At 60.8% G+C, this 21,260-nt stretch carries 28 protein-coding genes; 18 read left to right on the forward strand and 10 right to left on the reverse strand.

Translation table 11 applies throughout. From position 1 onward, the window contains the following. The first annotated feature begins 19 nt into the window (after window positions 1-19). From QA644_RS03130 to QA644_RS03145, 4 genes are read left to right on the forward strand one after another with little or no spacing between them, the layout of a single operon-like run. Complete coding sequence (locus tag QA644_RS03130; protein ID WP_022716478.1) at window positions 20-976, forward strand: heme o synthase; 957 nt, start codon at window positions 20-22, stop codon at window positions 974-976. Next, window positions 976-1,113, forward strand: a complete 138-nt coding sequence (locus QA644_RS03135) for a hypothetical protein (RefSeq protein WP_022716477.1) — start codon at window positions 976-978, stop codon at window positions 1,111-1,113. The genes QA644_RS03130 and QA644_RS03135 overlap by 1 nt, the downstream gene beginning before the upstream one ends. A gap of 4 nt (window positions 1,114-1,117) precedes the next feature. After that, window positions 1,118-1,726: a cytochrome c oxidase assembly protein gene (locus QA644_RS03140; protein WP_239595182.1), complete on the forward strand. Its 609-nt coding sequence runs from the start codon at window positions 1,118-1,120 to the stop codon at window positions 1,724-1,726. 60 nt (window positions 1,727-1,786) lie between these two features. Continuing rightward, window positions 1,787-2,665 (forward strand): cytochrome c oxidase subunit 3, encoded by an 879-nt coding sequence (locus QA644_RS03145; RefSeq protein ID WP_074070190.1) that lies wholly within the window; start codon window positions 1,787-1,789, stop codon window positions 2,663-2,665. Window positions 2,666-2,721: 56 nt separating this feature from the next. On the opposite strand, the gene QA644_RS03150 is transcribed toward QA644_RS03145, so the two are convergent. Beyond that, complete coding sequence (locus QA644_RS03150; RefSeq protein ID WP_283071042.1) at window positions 2,722-3,363, reverse strand: chloramphenicol phosphotransferase; 642 nt, start codon at window positions 3,361-3,363, stop codon at window positions 2,722-2,724. A 127-nt stretch (window positions 3,364-3,490) separates the two neighbouring features. Between QA644_RS03150 and QA644_RS03155 the strand changes: the two genes are divergently transcribed. The 11 genes from QA644_RS03155 (at window position 3,491) to QA644_RS03205 (ending at window position 11,950) form a co-directional block, all read left to right on the forward strand. Beyond that, a complete protein-coding gene (locus QA644_RS03155) occupies window positions 3,491-3,874 on the forward strand; it encodes a DUF983 domain-containing protein (RefSeq protein ID WP_283071043.1) in 384 nt (127 codons plus the stop codon). Further along, the gene (locus QA644_RS03160; RefSeq protein ID WP_283071045.1) at window positions 3,867-4,622 is read left to right on the forward strand and encodes an SURF1 family protein; all 756 of its coding nucleotides are present in this window, start codon (window positions 3,867-3,869) and stop codon (window positions 4,620-4,622) included. Before QA644_RS03155 ends, QA644_RS03160 begins: the two co-directional genes overlap by 8 nt. A 62-nt stretch (window positions 4,623-4,684) precedes the next feature. Further along, on the forward strand, window positions 4,685-5,689 hold the full coding sequence (gene ispH, locus QA644_RS03165) for a 4-hydroxy-3-methylbut-2-enyl diphosphate reductase (RefSeq protein WP_074066905.1): 1,005 nt from the start codon (window positions 4,685-4,687) through the stop codon (window positions 5,687-5,689). A gap of 224 nt (window positions 5,690-5,913) precedes the next feature. After that, a complete protein-coding gene (locus QA644_RS03170; RefSeq protein WP_239595175.1) occupies window positions 5,914-6,879 on the forward strand; it encodes a homoserine kinase in 966 nt (321 codons plus the stop codon). Further along, entirely contained in the window at window positions 6,876-7,316 is a 441-nt protein-coding gene (rnhA, locus tag QA644_RS03175; RefSeq protein WP_092583421.1) for a ribonuclease HI, read from the forward strand. Before QA644_RS03170 ends, rnhA begins: the two co-directional genes overlap by 4 nt. Window positions 7,317-7,340: 24 nt before the next feature. Further along, entirely contained in the window at window positions 7,341-8,144 is an 804-nt protein-coding gene (locus tag QA644_RS03180) for an endonuclease/exonuclease/phosphatase family protein (RefSeq protein WP_283071049.1), read from the forward strand. A gap of 164 nt (window positions 8,145-8,308) precedes the next feature. Further along, the gene (locus tag QA644_RS03185; RefSeq protein WP_074066909.1) at window positions 8,309-9,055 is read left to right on the forward strand and encodes a GntR family transcriptional regulator; all 747 of its coding nucleotides are present in this window, start codon (window positions 8,309-8,311) and stop codon (window positions 9,053-9,055) included. A gap of 4 nt (window positions 9,056-9,059) precedes the next feature. Further along, window positions 9,060-9,845, forward strand: coding sequence for a transporter substrate-binding domain-containing protein (locus QA644_RS03190; RefSeq protein WP_074066910.1), 786 nt, complete (start codon window positions 9,060-9,062; stop codon window positions 9,843-9,845). 74 nt (window positions 9,846-9,919) lie between these two features. Further along, window positions 9,920-10,591: an amino acid ABC transporter permease gene (locus tag QA644_RS03195; RefSeq protein WP_239595171.1), complete on the forward strand. Its 672-nt coding sequence runs from the start codon at window positions 9,920-9,922 to the stop codon at window positions 10,589-10,591. Then, window positions 10,588-11,247: an amino acid ABC transporter permease gene (locus QA644_RS03200; RefSeq protein ID WP_074066911.1), complete on the forward strand. Its 660-nt coding sequence runs from the start codon at window positions 10,588-10,590 to the stop codon at window positions 11,245-11,247. Before QA644_RS03195 ends, QA644_RS03200 begins: the two co-directional genes overlap by 4 nt. Next, window positions 11,225-11,950, forward strand: coding sequence for an amino acid ABC transporter ATP-binding protein (locus QA644_RS03205; RefSeq protein WP_239595168.1), 726 nt, complete (start codon window positions 11,225-11,227; stop codon window positions 11,948-11,950). The genes QA644_RS03200 and QA644_RS03205 overlap by 23 nt, the downstream gene beginning before the upstream one ends. 21 nt (window positions 11,951-11,971) lie before the next feature. Here the strand turns inward: QA644_RS03205 and QA644_RS03210 are convergent, their stop codons facing one another. Beyond that, the gene (locus QA644_RS03210) at window positions 11,972-12,742 is read right to left on the reverse strand and encodes an alpha/beta hydrolase (RefSeq protein WP_239595166.1); all 771 of its coding nucleotides are present in this window, start codon (window positions 12,740-12,742) and stop codon (window positions 11,972-11,974) included. A 274-nt stretch (window positions 12,743-13,016) separates the two neighbouring features. Between QA644_RS03210 and QA644_RS03215 the strand changes: the two genes are divergently transcribed. Continuing rightward, entirely contained in the window at window positions 13,017-13,703 is a 687-nt protein-coding gene (locus tag QA644_RS03215; protein ID WP_074066914.1) for a GntR family transcriptional regulator, read from the forward strand. A gap of 88 nt (window positions 13,704-13,791) precedes the next feature. Here QA644_RS03215 and QA644_RS03220 read toward each other — a convergent pair whose 3' ends face one another. After that, window positions 13,792-14,991 (reverse strand): NAD-dependent formate dehydrogenase, encoded by a 1,200-nt coding sequence (locus QA644_RS03220; protein WP_028739837.1) that lies wholly within the window; start codon window positions 14,989-14,991, stop codon window positions 13,792-13,794. Window positions 14,992-15,266: 275 nt separating this feature from the next. On the opposite strand from QA644_RS03220, the gene QA644_RS03225 reads away from it, so the two are divergent. Beyond that, on the forward strand, window positions 15,267-15,575 hold the full coding sequence (locus QA644_RS03225) for a Dabb family protein (RefSeq protein ID WP_074066916.1): 309 nt from the start codon (window positions 15,267-15,269) through the stop codon (window positions 15,573-15,575). A gap of 18 nt (window positions 15,576-15,593) precedes the next feature. Here the strand turns inward: QA644_RS03225 and QA644_RS03230 are convergent, their stop codons facing one another. The 5 genes from QA644_RS03230 to QA644_RS03250 form a co-directional block, all read right to left on the reverse strand. Next, complete coding sequence (locus QA644_RS03230; RefSeq protein WP_239595164.1) at window positions 15,594-16,493, reverse strand: metal ABC transporter substrate-binding protein; 900 nt, start codon at window positions 16,491-16,493, stop codon at window positions 15,594-15,596. Between the two features lie 16 nt (window positions 16,494-16,509). Continuing rightward, a complete protein-coding gene (locus QA644_RS03235; protein WP_074066918.1) occupies window positions 16,510-17,382 on the reverse strand; it encodes a metal ABC transporter permease in 873 nt (290 codons plus the stop codon). After that, window positions 17,379-18,119 carry a metal ABC transporter ATP-binding protein gene (locus QA644_RS03240; RefSeq protein ID WP_074066919.1) on the reverse strand — a complete coding sequence of 247 codons (741 nt, stop codon included), beginning with the start codon at window positions 18,117-18,119 and terminating at the stop codon, window positions 17,379-17,381. The genes QA644_RS03235 and QA644_RS03240 overlap by 4 nt, the downstream gene beginning before the upstream one ends. Next, window positions 18,116-18,238 (reverse strand): hypothetical protein, encoded by a 123-nt coding sequence (locus QA644_RS03245; protein WP_257788096.1) that lies wholly within the window; start codon window positions 18,236-18,238, stop codon window positions 18,116-18,118. Before QA644_RS03245 ends, QA644_RS03240 begins: the two co-directional genes overlap by 4 nt. A 227-nt stretch (window positions 18,239-18,465) precedes the next feature. After that, window positions 18,466-18,903, reverse strand: a complete 438-nt coding sequence (locus QA644_RS03250; RefSeq protein ID WP_283072442.1) for a helix-turn-helix domain-containing protein — start codon at window positions 18,901-18,903, stop codon at window positions 18,466-18,468. Between the two features lie 86 nt (window positions 18,904-18,989). On the opposite strand from QA644_RS03250, the gene QA644_RS03255 reads away from it, so the two are divergent. After that, entirely contained in the window at window positions 18,990-19,805 is an 816-nt protein-coding gene (locus tag QA644_RS03255; protein ID WP_283071056.1) for an oxidoreductase, read from the forward strand. 47 nt (window positions 19,806-19,852) lie between these two features. On the opposite strand, the gene QA644_RS03260 is transcribed toward QA644_RS03255, so the two are convergent. Next, entirely contained in the window at window positions 19,853-20,338 is a 486-nt protein-coding gene (locus tag QA644_RS03260; RefSeq protein ID WP_074060477.1) for a peroxiredoxin, read from the reverse strand. 69 nt (window positions 20,339-20,407) lie between these two features. Continuing rightward, on the reverse strand, window positions 20,408-21,250 hold the full coding sequence (locus QA644_RS03265; RefSeq protein ID WP_283071057.1) for a protein-disulfide reductase DsbD domain-containing protein: 843 nt from the start codon (window positions 21,248-21,250) through the stop codon (window positions 20,408-20,410). Window positions 21,251-21,260: the final 10 nt, after the last annotated feature.

A 21,260-nucleotide genomic window follows, 5' to 3' on the forward strand; every position in this document is an offset into this window, starting at 1 on the left:
AAGAATGCAGGACGGAAGAATGAGGGTCATAAACAATCACGAGGTACTTGTGAACGACGGCGAACATCTCCTGTCGGAAGCCAGTGCGCGCGATTATTTCGAGCTTCTGAAGCCGCGCGTCATGTCGCTCGTGGTCTTCACGGCTTTTGCTGGCCTCGTGCTAGCACCCGGCCACATCAATCCCGTGCTCGGCCTGATTTCGATCCTCTGCATTGCCATCGGCGCAGGCGCCTCGGGTGCGCTCAATATGTGGTACGATGCCGATATCGACGCCATCATGACCCGCACCGCGCGCCGCCCGATTCCGGCAGGTCGCATCACGCCGAAGGAAGCACTGGCCTTCGGCCTGATCCTCTCCTGTTTTTCGGTTGTCATCCTCGGCCTCGCGGTCAACTGGCTCTCGGCTTCGATCCTCGCCTTCACGATTTTCTTCTACGTCGTCATCTACACGATGTGGCTGAAGCGTTCGACGCCGCAGAACATCGTCATAGGCGGTGCCGCCGGCGCCTTCCCCCCGATGATTGGCTGGGCGTGCGTGACGAATTCGGTGACAATCGAAAGCACCGTCCTGTTTCTCATCATCTTCCTCTGGACGCCGGCGCATTTCTGGGCGCTCGCGCTGTTCAAGATGCGCGATTATGAGGCCGTCGGCGTGCCGATGCTGCCGAACGTATCTGGCGAGCGCGCCACCAAGCACCAGATCGTCGCCTATGCCGTATTGACGGCCGTGTGCGGCGTAGTTCCGTCCTTCCTCGGCTTTGCGAGCGCCGGATACGGTCTTGTCGCTGCATCGCTCGGCGCGGTCTTCATATACTGTTCCATCGCCGTCTGGCGCATGCCGGATGGCGATCCCAAGATGATCCCGGCGAAGAAGCTTTTTGCTTTCTCGATCTTTTATCTCTTCGCCATCTTTTCTGCCCTGTTGATAGACCGGCTCGCTTCCATGCTGGTCTCGCATGCAGGAGGTTTGCTCTGATGGAAACGGTCAAGCTCACTGAAGCGCAGCGCAAGTCGCGCCGCAACCGGAACATCGCTCTCGGCCTCGCGCTTGCTGGCCTTTGCGTTCTCTTCTACGCCATCACCATCGTGAAGTTCACCGGGCACGGAGGCTGAACCGATGAGCGATACCGCAAACGCACACAACAAGCAGGGCCGCAACAACGGCGCCGTCGTCTTCATGTGCCTGAGCTTCGTCATCGGTATGACGGCGATGAGCTATGCCGCGGTTCCGCTCTACCGCATCTTCTGCCAGATGACGGGTTACAACGGCACCACCCAGCGCGTCGATCAGGCGTCGAGCGTCATCCTCGACCGCAAGATGCGCGTGACCTTCGACGCCAATGTGGCGTCGGGCCTGTACTGGGACTTCAAGCCGGTGCAGCGCGAGGTCAATCCGCGCATCGGCGAGACCATCCAGGTCAATTTCGTGGCGGAGAACAAGTCGAACGAGACGCAGCGCGGCCAGGCAGTCTTCAACGTGACGCCGGGCGAGGCGGGGGTCTACTTCAACAAGATCCAGTGCTTCTGCTTTACCGAAACGGATCTGAAGCCGGGCGAGACGCTTGAAATGCCCGTGGTGTTCTATATCGATCCGGATATTACCAAGGCCGTCGAGTCGAAAGACATCCACACGATTACGCTGTCATATACGTTCTACCCGAAAGAGGGACCGAAGCCGGTGGCTTCGAATGAGGGTAGAGCGCAGAAGGTTGAAAAGAAACTTTGATTGAGGATCGTTTCCGGCTATGCCGGAGGCGAAGCGAAGGAAGACATCCGGGGATCTGACATGGCCGATGCGCATCAGAAAAATCACGACTACCACATCATCGACCCAAGCCCGTGGCCGATTCTGGCGTCGCTTGGCGCCTTCATCGTAACATTCGGCGGCGTCGGCTATATGCGCTACCTGAACGGCGGTTCGCTGCACCTCTTTGGTGTCGAATGGGCCCAGCCCTGGCTGTTTTACATCGGCCTCGTACTGATCCTCTATGTCATGTACGGCTGGTGGGCCGATACGGTGAAGGAGGCTCATGAGGGTGCCCATACCCGCGTCGTCTCGCTGCATCTGCGCTACGGCATGATCATGTTCATCGCCTCGGAAGTGATGTTCTTCGTCGCCTGGTTCTGGGCCTATTTCGACGCCAGTCTCTTTGCGAATGAAGCGATCCAGGCGTCGCGCCTCGCATATACTGGTGGCCAGTGGCCGCCGAAGGGCATTGAGGTTCTCGATCCCTGGCACCTGCCGATCTACAACACCGTCATCCTGCTGCTGTCCGGCACGACGGTCACCTGGGCGCATCACGCGCTACTGCACAATGATCGCAAAGGTCTCATTCAGGGCCTGACGCTCACCGTCCTGCTCGGCGTCCTGTTTTCCGGCGTCCAGGCTTACGAGTACATGCACGCGCCCTTCGCATTCAAGAACTCGATCTACGGCGCCACCTTCTTCATGGCGACCGGCTTCCACGGTTTCCACGTGCAGATCGGAACGATCTTCCTGCTGGTCTGCCTGCTGCGCGCGCTGCGTGGCGACTTCACGCCGAAACAGCACTTCGGTTTCGAAGCCGCCGCCTGGTACTGGCATTTCGTCGACGTCGTCTGGCTCTTCCTGTTCTTCTGCATCTACGTCTGGGGCGGCTGGGGCGCTCCTGTCGCGGCAGGCTGATGGACCGAAAGAAAATCAGAAAGGCGGGAGCCATCGGCGCCCGCCTTTTTTCATCGCTACCTTGAAGCAGCGATCCGCTCGAAGGCCGATGGCTCCGCAATTCCGAGATCGAGTTGGTGCCGGATCGCCTCGGCGCATTCATATGGCGTCAACACCGAGGTATCGAGCTCGAGATCGTAGATACCCGGCCTGTGCACCTCTTCCTGCCAGCGCCGCACGGGGTCTGGAACAGGGACCTCGCCATTGCCTCTTTCGTAAAGATTCTCGCGCCCGGGCTCGTCGATGTTGCGGCGCTTCATGATGACGTCGAGCGGGCAGCGCACACCGACGAAGAGAACCGGGAAACCTTCAAGCCGCCGGGCGCAATCGGTGAGAATCCCGAGCGGCTGCGAATAGGCGTCGTGATGACCGAGGTCGGCAACGACATTCAGCCCGAGCCCGGCATGGATGGCGATGGACTCGTAGAGTGCTGCGTAGAAGAACGGCACCAGTTCCTCAAGATCGGGGCGCTCGCCGCCGGGGCGAAGGCCGATGCCCGGCAGGTAGCGCGCCGGCGTCGCGGCATTGTAGATGTCGACGCCGAGGTTCATCCACGGTCCTTCGAACTGCTGCTGAACGGCTCTCGCGATCGTCGTCTTGCCGCTTCGCGGCGCCCCGTTCAGGATCACGATCTGGCCTGCAGGGTTCTCGTTGCTCATCAGCTTCTTCTTCTGTTTGACGCGAATCGCTGACGCGAAATCGCGCAGCTATTTCCTTTCGTCCTGCAGATACTTTATGGGAGAGTTAAGGCGCGGCTGAAAATGATCTCCGGCCGAAAGGAAGACGATGAGCGAAGACAGTGCATATTTTCCCCCTGTGGATCCCGTAAGGACCGGGATGCGGGGCTGCTGCCCGCGCTGCGGACAGGGAAAATTGTTCGATGGCGTGCTCGCGGTGAAGCCACGCTGTGCCGCCTGCGGCCTCGACTATTCCTTTGCCGATTCCGGCGATGGCCCCGCCGTCTTCGTCATTCTCATCGTCGGCTTCATCATCATCGGCTCCGTGCTCTGGCTGGAGGTGAACTATTCGCCGCCGATCTGGCTGCACATTCTGCTGTTCGCTCCGTTGACGGTCGCTCTTTCGCTGGTGGCGCTGCGCTGGTGCAAGGGTATCCTGATCGCCATGCAATACCGCCACAATGCCCGTGAAGGACGCATTTCCAGTGACTGATATCCAGGCCGTGGCTGCACGTCGCAGGCTGCCGGTCTTCACCGGCATTGCCGTGCTGATTGCTCTCGCCATCCTCGTCTCGCTCGGCACCTGGCAGGTGGAGCGCCTGCATTGGAAGGAAGGGCTGATCGCCGATATTGCGCAGCGCCGCGCCTCGGCGCCGATGCCGCTCGCCGATATCGAGCGGATGCTCGCCTCGGGCGGCGACATCGAGTACCGGCCCGTCACGACGTTCGGCCGTTATGTGAACAACAAGGAGCGGCACTTCTTCGCCACCTGGCGCGGCCAGACGGGCTATTACATCTACACCCCGCTTGAGCTTGCCGGCGGACGCTACCTCTTCGTCAATCGCGGCTTCGTTCCTTTTGAGAACAAGGAGCCGGAAATGCGCATGCAGGGCCAACTGACCGGCGAGCAGACGGTCATCGGCCTGACGCGCAACAAGCTGCCTGGAAAGCCTTCCTGGCTCGTACCGGACAACGATGTCGCTAAGAACATCTTCTACTGGAAAGACCTCGACGTGATGGCCGCAAGCACCGGTCTCAACAAGGCGAGCGTCTTGCCCTTCTTCGTCGATGCCGATTCGACGCCCAACCCGAAAGGCCTGCCGATCGGCGGCGTCACCGACGTCGACCTGCCGAACAACCACCTGCAATATGCCTTTACTTGGTATGGCCTGGCGGCGGTGCTGGCCGTGATCGTTGCGATCTCGTGGTTCCGCGGGCGCGGCAAGCCGGCCTCGCAATAGTATCGCTTCAATTCCTTCTTATATTGGGCTAGACAGCCCTATCCCAGATTACCGGACATGACATGAACATAGCGGCGAAACCTCCATTGACGATCAGGCTTTGCGGACCGCGCGGCTTCTGCGCCGGCGTCGACCGCGCCATCCAGATCGTCGTGCTGGCGCTGAAATCCTATGGCGCCCCCGTCTATGTCCGCCACGAGATCGTACATAACCGCTACGTCGTCGAGGGACTGGAGGCCAAGGGCGCGGTCTTCGTTGAAGAACTCGATGAAATACCGGCGGAGCACCGCGCCCAGCCCGTCGTTTTTTCCGCACACGGCGTCCCGAAGTCCGTTCCCGAAGATGCGAACGCCCGCAATCTTTTCTACCTCGATGCCACCTGTCCGCTGGTTTCCAAGGTTCACAAGCAGGCGATGCGGCACAATCGCCTCGGCCGCCATGTCGTGCTGATCGGCCATGCCGGTCATCCGGAAGTCATCGGCACGATGGGTCAGCTTCCCGAGGGCTCGGTCTCGCTGATCGAGACGGTCGAAGACGCCGATGCCTATCAGCCTGCCGATCCCGACAATCTGGGCTACGTGACCCAGACGACGCTTTCGGTTGACGACACGGCCGGCGTGATTGCGCGTCTCGAGCAGCGTTTCCCGAAGCTGACGGCACCCGCCGCCGACTCGATCTGCTATGCCACGACCAACCGCCAGGAAGTGGTCAAGCAGGCCGCACCCGGCTGCGACCTCTTCATCATCGTCGGTGCGCCGAATTCCTCTAACTCCAAGCGCCTTGTCGAAGTCGCGCTGAGGGCAGGGGCAAAGATGTCGATCCTCGTGCAGCGCGCCGCTGAACTGGACTGGAACGAGATAGGTCCGATTTCGACGCTTGGCCTTTCCGCCGGTGCCTCCGCGCCGGAAGTGATCGTCAACGAGATCATCGAAGCCTTCCGGGCACGTTTCGACGCCAGGGTGGAGCTTGCCGAGACCGTGCAGGAAAACGAGCATTTCCTAGTCAACCGGGAACTGCGCAACATCGAGCTGACGACGGCCGACATGGCTTTTGTGAACGGGGATTAGAGGCTTGGATCGTGCCGCTTACCCTCCTCTGCCGTGCCGGGCATCCCCCCGGGGGAGATCGGCAGTAGCACCGTCTCCGGCAATCGCGACGAAGACGATAGATTGCAAGGCAAGACGCATGCTTTTAATCTCCCCCCTTGTGGGGGAGATGTCACGAAGTGACAAAGGGGGTATCCCCATGCGTTTCATCACTCCCCTTAGCGTATTTAATGTGAGAGCCCTCCTTGGCAGTCTATACCGATATTTCAGAAGACGATTTGAAGTGGTTTTTGACGGAGTATGATGCCGGCACCCTGCTTTCCTACAAGGGGATTGCGGAAGGCGTCGAAAATTCCAACTTCCTGCTGCACACCACCAAAAAGCCGCTGATCTTGACGCTCTACGAAAAGCGCGTCGAAAAGGCCGACCTGCCGTTCTTCCTCGGCCTGATGCAGCATCTTGCCGCCCGCGGCGTGTCCTGCCCGCTGCCGCTGCCGCGCAAGGACGGTGCGCTGCTCGGTACGCTTTCGGATCGACCGGCGGCGCTCATTTCCTTCCTCGAAGGCATGTGGCTGAGGAAGCCCGAAGCCAAACATTGCCGCGAAGTCGGCAAGGCCCTGGCGCAGATGCATATCGCCGGCGAAGGTTTCGAACTGAAGCGGCCGAACGCGCTGTCGCTGGAGGGCTGGAAGTTGCTTTGGGATAAGTCCGAGGCGCGCGCCGACGAAGTCGAGAAGGGCTTGTTTGCCGAAATCCGGGGCGAGATCGATTTCCTCTCCGCCCACTGGCCGAAGGACCTTCCGGCCGGCGTCATTCATGCCGATCTCTTCCCCGACAACGTCTTCTTCCTCGGCGATGAGCTGTCCGGCCTGATCGATTTCTATTTCGCCTGCAACGATCTGCTTGCCTACGACGTCTCGATCATTCTCAACGCCTGGTGCTTTGAAAAGGACGGCGCCTACAACATCACCAAGGGCACTGCCATGTTGGAAGGCTACCAGAGTGTTCGGCCGCTCAACAGTGCCGAACTCGCAGCGCTTCCTGTGCTTGCGCGTGGTTCTGCGCTCCGCTTCTTCCTGACCCGCCTCTATGACTGGCTGACGACGCCGGAAGGCGCAATGGTCACCAAGAAGGATCCGCTCGAATACCTGCGCAAGCTGCGCTTCCACCGGCAGGTCGCATCGGCTGCCGAATACGGGCTTTCGGCATGAAGCACGTCGAGATTTTCACCGACGGCGCGTGCTCGGGCAATCCCGGTCCTGGCGGTTGGGGCGCGATCCTGCGTTATGGTGACATTGAAAAGGAACTCTCCGGCGGTGAGGCGGAGACGACCAATAACCGCATGGAGTTGATGGCGGCGATTTCGGCGCTCTCGGCGCTGAAGACGCCCTGCGAGGTCGACCTCTATACCGACAGCGCCTACGTCAAGGACGGGATTTCCAAGTGGATTTTCGGCTGGAAGAAAAACGGCTGGAAGACCGCTGACAAGAAACCGGTGAAGAATGCCGAGCTCTGGCAGGCGCTGGAGGAAGCCCGCAACAAGCATAAAGTGACGCTCCACTGGATCAAGGGCCATGCCGGCCATCCGGAAAACGAGCGTGCCGACGAACTGGCGCGCATGGGCATGGCACCCTTCAAGAAGCGGTAGGGCGGCAAATCCGGGGAGGCGATATTGCGCATCATTTCGCTGAATGCCTGGGGCGGCAAGCTGCATCGGCCGCTGATGGACTATTTCCGGGCTGCTGAGGCGGACGTGCTCTGCCTCCAGGAGGTTACCCGTTCCGTCACCGTCAAGAGCGACTGGCTGGAATATCGCGATGGCAGCCACATCCTGCCGCAGCGCGCCAACCTCTTCGAGGAGATCAAAGCGGTTCTTCCGGAGCATGACGCCTTCTTCGCGCCGACGGCGAGAGGCGAGCTTTTTGATGACGAAAACAGCGTGCCTTCGGAATTCGGTCTTGCGACGTTCGTGCGTCGGTCGGTTGCGGTCATCGGCCACGCCGCAGATTTCGTGCATGGCGATTTCTCAGCAGATAGCTACGGAGAGCATCCGCGCGCCCGCAACGCCCATGCCATCCGCCTTTTCGACTACGGGGCCGGTCAAGCGATCACGATCGCCCACCTGCATGGCCTGCGTGACATGGCCGGCAAGGGCGATACGCCCGCACGCCGGGGTCAAGCCGATGCGCTGGTCAGCCTGATCGGGCAGATCTGGCGCAAGGGCGAGCGTCTCGTCGTCTGCGGCGACTTCAACGTGCTGCCCGGAAGCGTCATGTTCGATGTGTTCGGTGGACTCGGCCTCACCGATCTCGTCACTTCCCGCGGCTTCACGGACACGAGAACATCGCACTATGCCAAAGACGGGCGCTTTGCGGACTATATGCTGGTGACGCCTGAAGTCGGCGTCGTGAGCTTCGACGTCGTAGGGGAACCGGAAGTGTCCGACCATCGGCCGCTCTTGCTGGACATTGGGTAGCCGTCAGCACGGTTGCCTCCAATATCGACGCCTCGTCGTTATTCAGAATATGAAACTGCTTAAATAGCGGGCATTGCAACGGACTGTTTCGCGGTCCAGGTGGGGAAGCCGTTGTAAATGAAGCATTTGCGAAAACTGGCATATGGCTTGCTTACCCGTCTTGTATGCAAGACAGCCATACATCCGAAAGCACACAGAGCAACATCGAAGAGGCCATCGTTTCGGGCATTCTTTCCGCCCGGATCCGGCCCGGCACGCGGCTGAGCGAAAACCAGCTTGCGTCAGTCTTCGGCGTTTCGCGAACCCGTGTGCGCGAGGCAATGATGAGGCTCGAAACGCGCGGCATTGTCACCGTGAGCCCCCGGCGAGGTTGGTTTGTGGTCGAGCCGTCCGCCGAAGAGGCGATGACCGTCTATGAGGCAAGGCGTGCTATCGAATCCGGCCTGCTGCGTGGCATGCGCGCGCTGACGGACGAGGGCCGCACGGTTCTCGTCTCCCACCTCGACGAGGAAAAGGCTGCGATGGCTGCAGGCGACCGCCAGCGCCTCACCTGCCTCATGGGTGACTTCCATATCCGCATCGCCGAACTCGGCGGCAACCCGATCCTTGTCGACATCCTGCGCGATCTCACTGCCAGGACAATCCTGATTTCGATGCTCTATCAGTCGGAATTTCACGCAGTGCAATCTCATGAGGGGCATTGCCGCATCTTCGAGGCCATGGCAGCAGGCGATTTCGTCAAGGCCGCCGAGCTCTCCGTCGAACATCTGGACGAGGTGGAAACGGGCCTGGACCTCACGACCCGCCCGGACCCGCTCTCGGAATTGCGCAGCTCCCTGTCGCTCCCTCCCAGGACCGTGTCTTCCCAACCGGCAGGCACACGAAAAACCGCAACTTCAAAGGAGAAATGAACACATGCTGACAAGAAGAACATTCTTTGCAATCGCAACGCTCGCAGCCGCTGTCGGCTTCGGTTCCGCTTCCCATGCCGATGCGCTTGCCGACATCACCGCGCGCGGCACGCTGCGCGTCGCCGTCCCGCAGGATTTTCCGCCCTTCGGCAGCGTCGGCACCGATATGGCGCCGATGGGCTATGACATCGACATGGCCAATCTGATTGCCGAAAAAATTGGCGTCAAAACCGAACTCGTGCCGGTCACCAGCGCCAACCGCATTCCCTATCTGCAGACGAACAAGGTCGATCTGGTTATTTCCAGCCTCGGCAAGAATCCGGACCGCGAAAAGGTCATCGATTTCTCCGCGGCCTATGCTCCCTTCTATAACGGCGTGTTCGCACCAGGCGATCTTTCCGTCGCCAAGGTGGAAGATCTTGCCGGCAAGACGGTCGGCGTCACCCGCGGCGCCGTCGAAGACCTCGAACTGACGAAGATCGCGTCTGCCGATGTCACGATCAAGCGCTACGAGGATAACAACGGCACGATTTCCGCCTTCCTCTCCGGTCAAGTCGAGGCTGTTGCAACCGGCAACGTGGTTGCCGCCGCCATCCTTGCCAAGAACCCCCCGAAGCGGCCCGAACTGAAGTTCCTGATCAAGAACTCGCCCTGCTACATCGGCCTCAGCAAGGAGCAGCCAGCGCTTCTCGAAAAGGTGAACGGCATCATCGCCGCCGCCAAGGCCGATGGTTCGCTGAACGCCATTGCCCAGAAGTGGCTCGGCGCCGACCTCCCGAAAGACCTCTAAAAACCGGTCCAGTATGGTCATCCCGCGCCGCGGGGTGACCACTCGCCGTCGGTATTCAAAGAGGGGACAGTGTCTTGAGCTACCATTTCGAATTCGGTTGGCTGCTTCAATATTACCCGCAGATCGTCAAGGGCATCGTGATCACCATCGAGCTGATCTCGATTGGCGGCGTGCTCGGCATTTTGCTCGGCACCTTCTGTGCCTGGGTGCGCGCGCTCGGCCCGGCTTGGCTGAAGCCCGTCGTTGCGGCCTATGTCGAGCTGATCCGCAATACGCCGTTCCTAATCCAGCTCTTCTTCATCTTCTTCGGCCTGCCGTCGCTCGGTCTGCAGCTTTCTGAGCTGACGGCCGCCAATCTTGCCATGATCGTCAACCTCGGGGCCTATAGCTGCGAGATCATCCGCGCCGGCATCCAGGCGACGCCGAAGGGGCAGTTCGAGGCGGGCGCAAGCCTCGCCATGACGCCATTCGAAACCTTCCGACATGTCGTTCTCGTGCCGTCGCTCCAGCGCATCTGGCCGGCACTCTCCTCGCAGGTGGTGATCGTCATGCTCGGCTCCTCCGTCGTGTCGCAGATCGCCGCCGAGGACCTGACCTTTGCCGCCAACTTCATCCAGTCGCGAACCTTCCGCGCCTTCGAAGCTTACATCGTCTCGACGGCCATCTATCTGGCGCTGGCGATCCTGCTCCGGCAGCTTTTGGTGTTGGCCGGCGGGTTCATCTTCCCGAGGAGGCTTGTCCGATGATCGAGTTCACACTCTGGGATATCCTGCGTAACCTGCTGCTCGCCACGCGCTGGACGGTTCTGCTCTCGCTCGTTTCCTTCATCGGGGGCGGCGCGGTCGGGCTCGGCCTGCTCTTCCTGCGCATCAGCAAGCGGAAGTCGCTGCGGGCGCTTGCAAAATACTACATCGAGCTTTTTCAAGGCACGCCGCTCCTGATGCAGCTCTTCATCGCCTTCTTCGGTCTCGGCCTTTTCGGCATCGACGTGCCGGCATGGCTTGCCGCCGGCCTGGCATTGATCCTCTGGACCGCTGCCTTCCTCGCCGAAATCTGGCGCGGCTGCGTCGAAGCGGTTGCGAAAGGCCAATGGGAAGCCTCCGCCAGCCTCGGCATGGGAAGGTTGCAGCAGATGCGCTACGTCATCCTACCGCAGGCGCTGAGGGTCGCCGTGCCGCCGACCGTCGGCTTCTCCGTCCAGGTCGTCAAGGGAACGGCACTCACCTCGATTATAGGCTTCGTCGAACTATCGAAGGCAGGCACCGTCGTCACCAACGCCACCTTCCAGCCCTTCACTGTCTACGGGCTCGTCGCTCTTATCTATTTTGCGCTTTGCTGGCCTCTGTCGAAGAGCAGCCAGATCCTCGAAAGGAAGCTCAATGTCGCTCATCGAAATCACTGAAGTCCGCAAGAGCTACGGCACGAACGAGGTGCTGAAGGGCATCGACCTGGATGTGGAGCCGGGCGAGGTCATTGCCATCATCGGCAAGAGCGGCTCGGGAAAATCAACGCTGCTGCGCTGCATCAACGGCCTCGAGGCCATCACCCAAGGCTCGATCTCGGTAGCCGGCGCCCAGCTTCTGGACGACGAATTGCATCTGAAGGCGCTCAGGCTGAAAGTCGGCATGATCTTCCAGCAGTTCAATCTCTTCCCGCACCTGACGGCCGGCGGCAATGTCATGCTGTCGCAGTCGGTCGTCAAGAAGACGCCGAAGGCAGAGGCTGAAGCGGTCGCCCGCAAGATGCTCGACCGCGTCGGTCTCGGCCACAAGTTCGATGCCTATCCCGACGAGCTTTCCGGCGGCCAGCAGCAGCGTGTCGCGATTGCCCGGGCGCTTGCCATGCAGCCGATCGCGCTGCTGTGCGACGAGATCACCTCCGCGCTCGACCCGGAACTCGTCGCCGAGGTTCTGGCTGTCGTGCGCGAGCTTGCCTCCGAGGGCATGACGTTGCTGATGGTGACGCACGAGATGAAATTCGCCCGCGACGTCTGCAGCCGCGTCGTCTTCATGCACCAGGGCCGCGTCCACGAAATCGGCCCGCCGGAAGAAGTCTTCGCCAACCCGAAGACCGCCGAACTCAAGCAGTTCCTCGGCGTGCATTAGGGGGCGGCCAGATCGCGTGTGCTATCCCGCCGCCTCGATGATCAGTTGGGTAATCTCATCCGGATGGGAGATCAGCGAGAGATGGCTGGCCTTCAGTTCGATGGTCTTGGCTCCCATGCGCTTGGCCATGAAGCGTTCGAGGTCTGGATTGATCGTGCGATCTTCCGTCGAAACGGCATACCAGCTTGGCTTCGAACGCCAAGCCGCCTGGGAGGTCTTGCCCGTAAGGAGAGCCTTGTTGAATGGCTCCTGGATTGCATAAAGCACCTTCGCCCTTGCTTCTGGTAGGTCGCCCGCGAAATCATGCAGGAATGCCGCCTCGCTAAGGTGCCCTTCGTCACCATCGAAAACGATGCCTGCGGAGGCCGGCGGCGTGGGAAATGTCTTGGCCAGTGCGGCATAATCCTCGCCCGCATCCGGCGCCCGCGCTGCGACATAAACGAGTGCCGACACGTTCGGATGCATACCAGCTTCAGTTACGATCATCCCCGCGAAGGAATGCCCGACCAGAACCGTCGGGCCATCCTGCCGTGCCAGCACCCGCTCAACGGAGGATACCGCTTCAGGCAGCGTCGTTAGCGGATTTTGCACGGCCGTGGCATTGAACCGCGCTGCCTGCAGTCGGGCAATCACCTCGGACCAGCACGATCCATCAGCGAACAGCCCATGCGCCAGGACGACGTTGCGCGCCTTCACCGCACCAGAGGGCGCGGCCATGCTGCGGGTTGAGAGAAGAGAAGTGGCCGCGCCGGCAACAAAGGCGGCTGAGAAAGTACGTCTTGTCATCATCATGAGATGGCTTCCTTCTGCGTCGAACAGTTTGAAGGCTTACGTACGACGTGTCTCAAGCGTGGCTGCGAGAGCTTTTCCAGCTCTCCAGCTCGCATTCTTAGAAAGTCGATGCGTATGCAAGATATATGATGTCCCGGTGATGTGTACTCTTTAAACGGAAATGTTTCAATAATTGAATGCGTAACTGTTCCGTGATGACTATTTTGTATGCGGTCACTTTTCCGGTTGTGCATATTCGCGTACAAAGGAGCCCGAAGGGTAAGGAAGATTATGCATGGTCAAGGGATCAGACGCTCGAGATGATGTCGATGATCGGGAGCTCCTGTCTGACCGCATTCGCAACGCGCTGACGGATGAGATCGCTGCGGGCACGCTGGTAGCGGGTGCTTCGCTGGACGAACAGCAGCTTGCCGACCGTTTCGGCGCCTCCCGCACTCCAGTTCGAGAAGCGCTGCGTCAATTGGCGGTCAGCGGGCTCGTCGAGGTTCGCGCACGGCGAGGCGTCGTCGTGGCTCGCTTAACCCCCGAGCGCATCATGGACATGTTTGAGACGTCGGCCGAGATCGAGGCCATGTGCGTGCGGCTTGCGACCTACCGTATGACTCCGCTCGAGCGAAGCCACCTGATCGGACTGCACGACATGTCTGACGAGATTGTCGAGAAAGGTGATTTTGACGCGTATGATGCTTTCAACCGCGAATTCCATGAGACGATCTATCGCGCTACCCACAACGGCTTTCTTGCCGAACAAGCGATAGCGGTGCGCACGAGGCTGAACGCCTTTCGGCGCACGCAACTTCGGCAAGGCGATCGGATGCGTAAATCCCGGGATGAGCACGATGCCATCATGCAGGCGATCGCGGAGGGCGACGGCGAAATGGCATCTCGGCGCATGCGAGCACATATGCTGAACGCTGCCACAGCGCTGCGTCGTTTCATTGAAGCGAACAAGTCGGCATAACATTGCTGACGATAATGCATGCCTGCAACCGCTTCGGCTCTCGGCAGGCAACGAGAGCCGGTCGAGCCTTCCGAGCAACCGGGCGCCTTCAGCTTTTGAAGCGCGCTGCCTCTTCAGACCCACGCGTCGCGTCTCCGGCGCTGTAGGAGTGAGCACCGGCGCCGGCGAGTTTGCCGCCGTCGACGATCAGATATTCCTCGCGGATCGGCTTGCCTTCGAACCAGCATTCGAGAATTTCCCGCGTGCCAGCGGCGTAGCGCGCCTGGGCGGAGAGCGACGAGCCCGAAATATGCGGCGTCATGCCGTGATGCGGCATCGACCGCCAAGGATGGTCCTTCGGTGCGGGCTGCGGGAACCACACGTCGCCGGCATAACCGGCAAGCTGGCCGCTCTCGAGCGCCCGCGCGACGGCATCGCGATTGCAGATCTTGCCGCGCGCCGTGTTCACCAGGTAGGCGCCGCGTTTCATCTTGGCGATCATCGCTTCGTCGAAGAGGTTTTCCGTCTCCGGATGCAGCGGCGCGTTGATCGTGACGACATCGCAGACGGGCACCATCTCAGTTGGCGTCTTGTGGAAGGTAACGCCGAGCTCCTTCTCGACTGCATCGGGAAGCCGGTGGCGGTCGGTATAGTGCAGCTTGACGTCGAACGGCTTCAGCCGGCGAAGCACCGCGCTGCCGATCCGCCCGGCACCCACCGTGCCGATCTCCATGCCCTCGATATCGTAAGAGCGCGCGACGCAGTCGGCGATGTTCCAGCCGCCTTTCACGACCCACTGGTAGGAGGGGATATAGTTTCGCGCGAGGCTGAGGATCATCATGACCACATGTTCGGATACGCTGATTGAGTTGCAGTAGGTCACCTCGGCGACGGTGATGCCGCGGTCCATCGCGGCCTGGAGATCGACATGGTCGGAGCCGATGCCGGCGGTGATCGCCAGCTTCAGCTTGGCCGCCTTGGCGATCCGCTCGGCGGTCAGGTAGGCCGGCCAAAAAGGCTGCGAGATCACGATCTCGGCGTCGGCAAGCTCGCGTTCGAAGACGCTGCCGGGACCGTCCTTGTCCGAGGTCACCACCAGATTGTGCCCCTGGCTTTCGAGAAACTTCCTCAAGCCCAGTTCGCCGGAGACGCTGCCCAACAGGGCGCCCGGCTGAAAATCGATGGCTTTCGGGGTGGGAAGCGTCTGGCCGCCGGGATAGTGTTCGAGTTTCGGCAGGCCATCCCGCGCATAGGCGCTCGGATATCCATCGACCGGATCGTCATAGAGGACGCAAACGACCTTTGCCATATCCATCTCCCTTCATTTGAAAACGAAGAGGGAGGGCCTCGAATTCTTCAAAGCTGCCGGTCAATGCGGACGAACAGCAGGGCAATGTGCTCTGTTGAATGATCTGTGGCCAGCAGGCTCGCTCGCAGCGCTCCCGCGTTCGTAATTGGCACCACTCTGGAAAGGTGGAGGAGCCGGACACGGTTTCAAGTAGAGCCGCCGGGAAGTCACCGCAATCCCCTTGCCCTCTGCCTCGTTCCCTCTATTCTGCCGGCAACGCCATAGGAGGCCACCATATGATCCTGCATTGCGTATTGCTGCGGCTGAAGGCTGCTATGACGGGCGAGGAGAAGCAGGCGTTGCTCGAATCGGTCGTCGCGCTGAAGCAGGTGATCCCGGGCATCCTCGATGTCAGATATGGCCCAAACGTCTCGCCGGAAGGGCTGCATGGCGGCTTCGTCGACGGCTTCGTGGTGACCTTCGAAAATGCCGCGGCGCGGGATGCCTATCTCGTGCATCCCGAGCATGTGGCCGTCGGCGAGCGCATCGTCTCCTCGACGGATGGCGGCCTTGCCGGCCTCCTGGTCTTTGATTTCAATCTCTGAGAGAAGCCGCGGCGCCAATCAGCTCGACTTTGCCATCGCCGCGGCGATCTGGTCGACATTGTAGCGGAACATCTTCTCGTAGGTCGGCGCCGGTCCCTTCGCATCCGAAAGCGATTCGACATAGAGCTCGCCGCCGGGTTCCGCACCTGTTGCCTTGGCGACCTGCCTGACGAGGCGGGGATCGTTCGAGTTTTCGAAGAAATAGCTCTTCACGTGCTCGGCCTTGATCTGCTCGATCAGCTTGGCGACGTCTGCGGCAGACGCCTCCGTTTCGGTTGACATGCCCAGCGGCGCTAGGAAGCTGACATTGTACTCGCGGCCGAAATAGCCGAAGGCGTCGTGGCTCGTCAGCACCTTGCGCCGGTCGTCCGGAACCGTGTCGAATTTGGAATGGGCATAGGCGTCAAGCGCGTCGAGCGTCTTCGTGTAGCGCTCGGCATTCGCCTTGAAGATGCTGGCATCCGCCGGATTGGCGGCCGATAGCGCCTTCTCGATATTGGCGACCCAGACCTTCACGTTGACCGGACTGTTCCAGACGTGGGGATCCGTGACAGTCTCGCCGTCCTCTTCCATCGTGCGGGTCTTGATGCCGTCGGAGACGGTGACCGGCGTTCCCTTGTAGCCGGAAGCGGAAATCAGCCGGTCCATCCAGCCCTCCAGGCCTTCGCCGCTGACGAAGGTCACCTGCGCGGCCTTCAGATGTTTGGCGTCGGCAGGCGACGGCTCGAACTCATGGGGGTCGCCATTCGGGCCGACGAGGCTCGTGACGTTCACGTGGTCGCCGCCGACCTGGCTGACGACATCGGCAAGCACGGTAAAGGAGGCAACCACCTTCAGGGTTTCGGCGGAGGCTGGTACGGACGAAAAGGCGATCAGCGCGGGAAGGGCCGCGGAAAGAAGCAGTTTGCGGGAAATCATCGAAGTCTCCTTGAGTTCAGCCCGTAAGACGCGGGCGGGGAAAGAGGCGCCGGGCAAGGCCCGACGGTGCGAAGAGGATGGAAAGCCCGTAGATTGCCGCCGCCGTCATGATGATGGTCGGGCCGGAGGCGAGCTCGAGATGGTAGGAGGCGATAAGCCCGAGATAGCCGGAGAAGGTGGCGCTGATCACCGCGATCGCCATCATCGACGGCAGGCTGCGCGACCAGAGCTGCGCGATTACCGCCGGCAGCATCATCAATCCGACGGCCATCAGCGTGCCGAGCGCCTGGAAGCTGGCGACGAGGTTGAGCACGACGAGCAGCAGGAAAAGCACATGATAGACCGGTCCCCGGCCGCCGACGGCTTTGAGGAACCCCGGGTCGAAGCATTCGGCCACCAGCGGCCGGTAGATCGCGGCGAGAACGACGAGCGTGATCGAGGTGATCGCGCCGATCTGGACGAGGGAAGGAGCGTCGATCGCCAGAATGGTGCCGAAGAGCACATGCAGCAGGTCGATATTCGATCCGCGCAGCGAAACGATCAGCACGCCGAGCGCCAGCGACGCGAGATAGAAACTTGCGAAGCTGGCATCCTCCTGCAGCACCGTCGTCCGGCTGACGATGCCGGAAAGCAGCGCGACGGAGAGCCCGGCGATAAGGCCGCCGATGCCCATGGCGGTCAGCGACAGCGATCCCGCAACGAGGTAGCCGATCGCCGCACCCGGCAGCACGGCATGGCTCATCGCATCGCCCATCAGGCTCATGCGCCGCAGCATCAGGAAGACGCCGATCGGGCCGGCGCCGAGGCCGAGGCAGAGGCAGGCGACGAGCGCGCGGCGCATGAAACCGTAGTCCGCAAACGGCGCGAGGAAGATGTCGTAGGCCGTCATGCCGCAGGCTCGCAGGCTCTCGCATCCTCGTCCCAGCGCTCGGCCATGGCGCGCGCCTTGAGAAGATTGGCGGGCGACATGACGTCGCCGGTCGGCCCCCAGCCGATCAGCGTCCGCGCGATCAGCAGTGTCTCCGGGAAATGCGCCCGCACCTGGTCGAAGTCGTGAAGCACCGCAATGACGGTTCGCCCGTCGCCGTGCCAGCGCGCGACGATATCGAGCAGATCCTTTGTCGTGCGGGCGTCGATGGCCGTGAACGGCTCGTCGAGCAGGATGAGCTTGGCATCCTGCAGCAGCAACCGGGCAAAAAGCACGCGTTGGAACTGCCCGGCCGACAGCGAACCGATATGGCGTTTCTCGAAACCTTCGAGCCCGACTGCGGAAAGTGCTTCGCGAGCCTTGCCGGTCTCATGCGCCAAGACGCGCCCGAAGGCGCCGCTGCTACGCCAAGCACCGAGCAGCACGGCGTCAAAGACCGAGATCGGAAAGCGCCGGTTGATTTCGGCCGCCTGCGGCAGGTAGCCGAAATCGGTGCGCTGCAGCCTATGGGAAATCCGCCCCTCGGCGGGCCGCAGCTCGCCCATAATGGCTTTCAGAAGCGTCGATTTACCTGCACCGTTCGGCCCGGCGATCGCCGTCAGGCTGCCTGCGAGAATGGAGCCGGAAACGTGATGCACCGCTGGGTGACGATCATAGGCGACGGTCAGGTTGTCGAGGGTGATCAGCGCGCCGCTCATGGCAGGACCATTGCCCAATGGATCGCCGTCCAGAGTGCCCCGACGAGAACGAGCACGCAGGCGACGCGGGTCACAGCAGAGGGCAGGAGCAGACCGGACGCGAAAGGCAATCTTTTCATAGGTGATGCTTCTTAAATGTAATAACATTACACGTTATGCTGTAACGAATATGGCAAATTGACGGCGTTGGCGAGCCGGCCGAAAAACAAAGGCCGGATACGGGCTTTACGGGGGCCTGTTTAACAAAAGGCGCATGCAATTTGCGTCCCGACGACCTCATGAAGGGGCCATAATCTGCCCATGCGTATCTGGTGGCAGGAAGCATCTCCTGCGAGCATTCCTGAAATCATTCAGGTTTAACAATGCGTATCGCCCGAGTTCCGATCTTTGCGTTGGTAACACCATCCACGGCGACGGGCTCAATCTCCGTTCCAGTTTCAGCGTCCAGGAACCGTGTCAGCTTGCCGCCGCCACGGTGCTTGCGTCCCCATGCGCCAATCATGAAGAGCACCGGTAGAAAGTCGCGTCCGGCAGCCGTCAGCACGTATTCTTCCCGCGGGGGCCGCTCCAAGTAGCGCCGCTTTTCCAGCAAACCCTCCTCCGCCAGCATGGCGAGACGACGTGTCAGGATCGTGGGCGCAATGCCGAGACTTTTGCGGAACTCGTCAAAACGAGTGAGGCCTGCGTTCGCGTCCCTGAGGATCAAGATGCTCCACGCGTCGCCGACCAATGCCAGGCCGCGCGCGATTGGGCACGGTTCATTTAAAAGATTCTGATTGTTAATATCATTTTGATAGTGACTTACTCTCGAAATGATACTAAGCTCATAGTGACAGACAGTCCACCCCGTAACAGGAGAATTGAAGTTACATGAGCAATACGGAACGTGGCGTAGCCTTGGTCACAGGCGCATCATCAGGCATTGGGCTGGCAACGGCCAAAGCCCTAAAGCGCGCTGGCTATCGCGTGTTCGGAACCAGCCGGAAAGCGGTAGCCGAAACGGCAGACGGTGTTACGATGTTGATCTGCGATGTGACCGATGACGCTTCTGTAGAGAAGATCGTGGATGAGATTCTAAGCAGAGCTGGACGCATCGATTTGCTCGTCAACAATGCCGGCATTGGCTTGCTCGGCGGCGCCGAGGAATCCTCGCCTGCGCAGGCTCAGGCCTTGTTCAATGTGAATGTCTTCGGCGTTCTCCGCGTGACAAATGCGGTGTTGCCGGTCATGAGACGCCAACGCATGGGCAGAATCATCAATATGAGTTCCATCCTGGGCCTGATTCCGTCTCCCTATAACGCTCTTTACGCGTCGACCAAGCATGCGATCGAAGGATATTCGGAATCGCTCGATCATGAACTGCGCACGTTCGGCATTCGGGTTGTGCTTGTCGAGCCTGGCTTCACCCGCACGTCGTTTGAAGAAAACCTCACTAGGCCTGATCGGTTGCTGCCCATTTACGACACGGTTCGCGCTCAGATGGAGGGGCAAATGCGGAGCGGAGTCGAAACCGGCGACGCCCCCGAAGTTGTGGCAGAAGCCGTCGTGAAAGCCGCCGCTGATCCCGCGCCGAAAAGGCGCTACACCGCGGGAAAACTGGCGGGCCAAGTCAGCCTCATGCGTCGTTTCCTGCCGGAATTCCTGGTCGACAAGAACCTACGAAAATACAATAATTTACCGCTCTGAGGCGGCTGGGTTCGGCCGCCTCTCCACGCCTTCTCTGTGGCTCTCTCTCAGAGCTGCTCTATCATCGTGGCCGCACCTGAGATCGTGGCTTGGCCGGGGCTCTCCTCGACGTTCAGCGATTTCACGACGCCGTCTTCGACGAGCATCGAATAGCGCTTGGAGCGCACCCCGAGGCCGCCGGCGGAAAGGTCAGCGTCCAGGCCGAGCGCCTTGGTGAAGCCGGCGTCCCAGTCGGCGAGAAAGTGGATCTTGCCCATGCCGCCGGACTGCTCGGCCCAGGCGCCCATGACGTGCCAGTCGTTGACGGAGAGAACGGCGATATCGTCGACGCCCTTGGCGAGGATGGAATCGCGGTTTTCGAGATAGCCCGGCAGATGGTTCAGCGAGCAGGTCGGCGTGAAGGCGCCGGGTACGGCGAAAAGCACGACGCGCTTGCCTTTGAAGAGCTGATCCGTCGAAACCTCGACCGGTCCGTCGGCCGTCTTTTCCTTGAATGTGGCGGCAGGAAGCTTATCGCCGATCGCGATGGTCATAGGGTTCTCCTTGGTGTTTATGATTGCGGCGGGGGCAGCCGCGGGGTTGCAGCCGACTATAAAAGCCGGTCAGTCAAAGGCAAGCGGCGTCTCCATGGCGCGGCCGCCGTCGATGATCAGAACGCTCCAGCTTTTGCGGGCGATTTCATAGTTCTTCGGCAGCTTGTCGACGGCAATCGACGTTGAAAAATTCTTTCCGTCGCGCTTGCTCATCAGCTTCCTAGTGAAGACATATCCGCTTGGCCCCGTGAGGATCACCTCCGGCGCGGTGTCGCCGCCGTCGGGCAAGGCAACTTGCAGCCAGAGCTCTTTCATGTCCTCAGAGAACTTGTGGGAGATCACCTTGAACTGCGACGACGGCTTTTCCGGCAGGGAGGCCTCGGCATTCTTGAGGATCGCTTCCTCTTCCGGCCGGGACTGATTGGCGGCAGCGATGGGAAGTGAGAATTCGGCCTGGAACGGAATGCAGATATCCTTGCAGATGCCGATGAACGCGCTCGCCTTCAGTTCGAGCGACCCGGAGGCGTCTTTCGCCGAGAAGGTCAGCGGCAGCGAAACGGGCGCGTCATAGGCGATGTCGTCTATCTTGCCGTCGACGAGATGTTTTGGCACGGGATAGCGGATTGCAGTCAGCGTGATGCCGCTTTCCGGCGCGACCGTGATCTGGGGCGGTATTCCGCTGTTGCCGGGCTCGCGCCAATAGGTGATCCAGCCGGGATTCGGCTCGATCTGCAGCGCACCGCGCATCGTGCCGTCGCGGCCGGGCGGCAGTGCGATCAGCCGCATCCGGCCGCCCTCATTGTCGATCCAGCCGCTCATCTCGGCGCGCGCCGGCCCAAGCGAACCGGCCAGCGCGGCGGCGCAGATCGTGGCGTTCAGAAACTTGCGAAACCCGAGAAAAATAATCGTCATGGAACAACGG

It is taken from the genome of Rhizobium sp. CC1099 (assembly GCF_029714385.1).
In the GTDB taxonomy this organism is placed as follows: Bacteria; Pseudomonadota; Alphaproteobacteria; order Rhizobiales; family Rhizobiaceae; genus Rhizobium.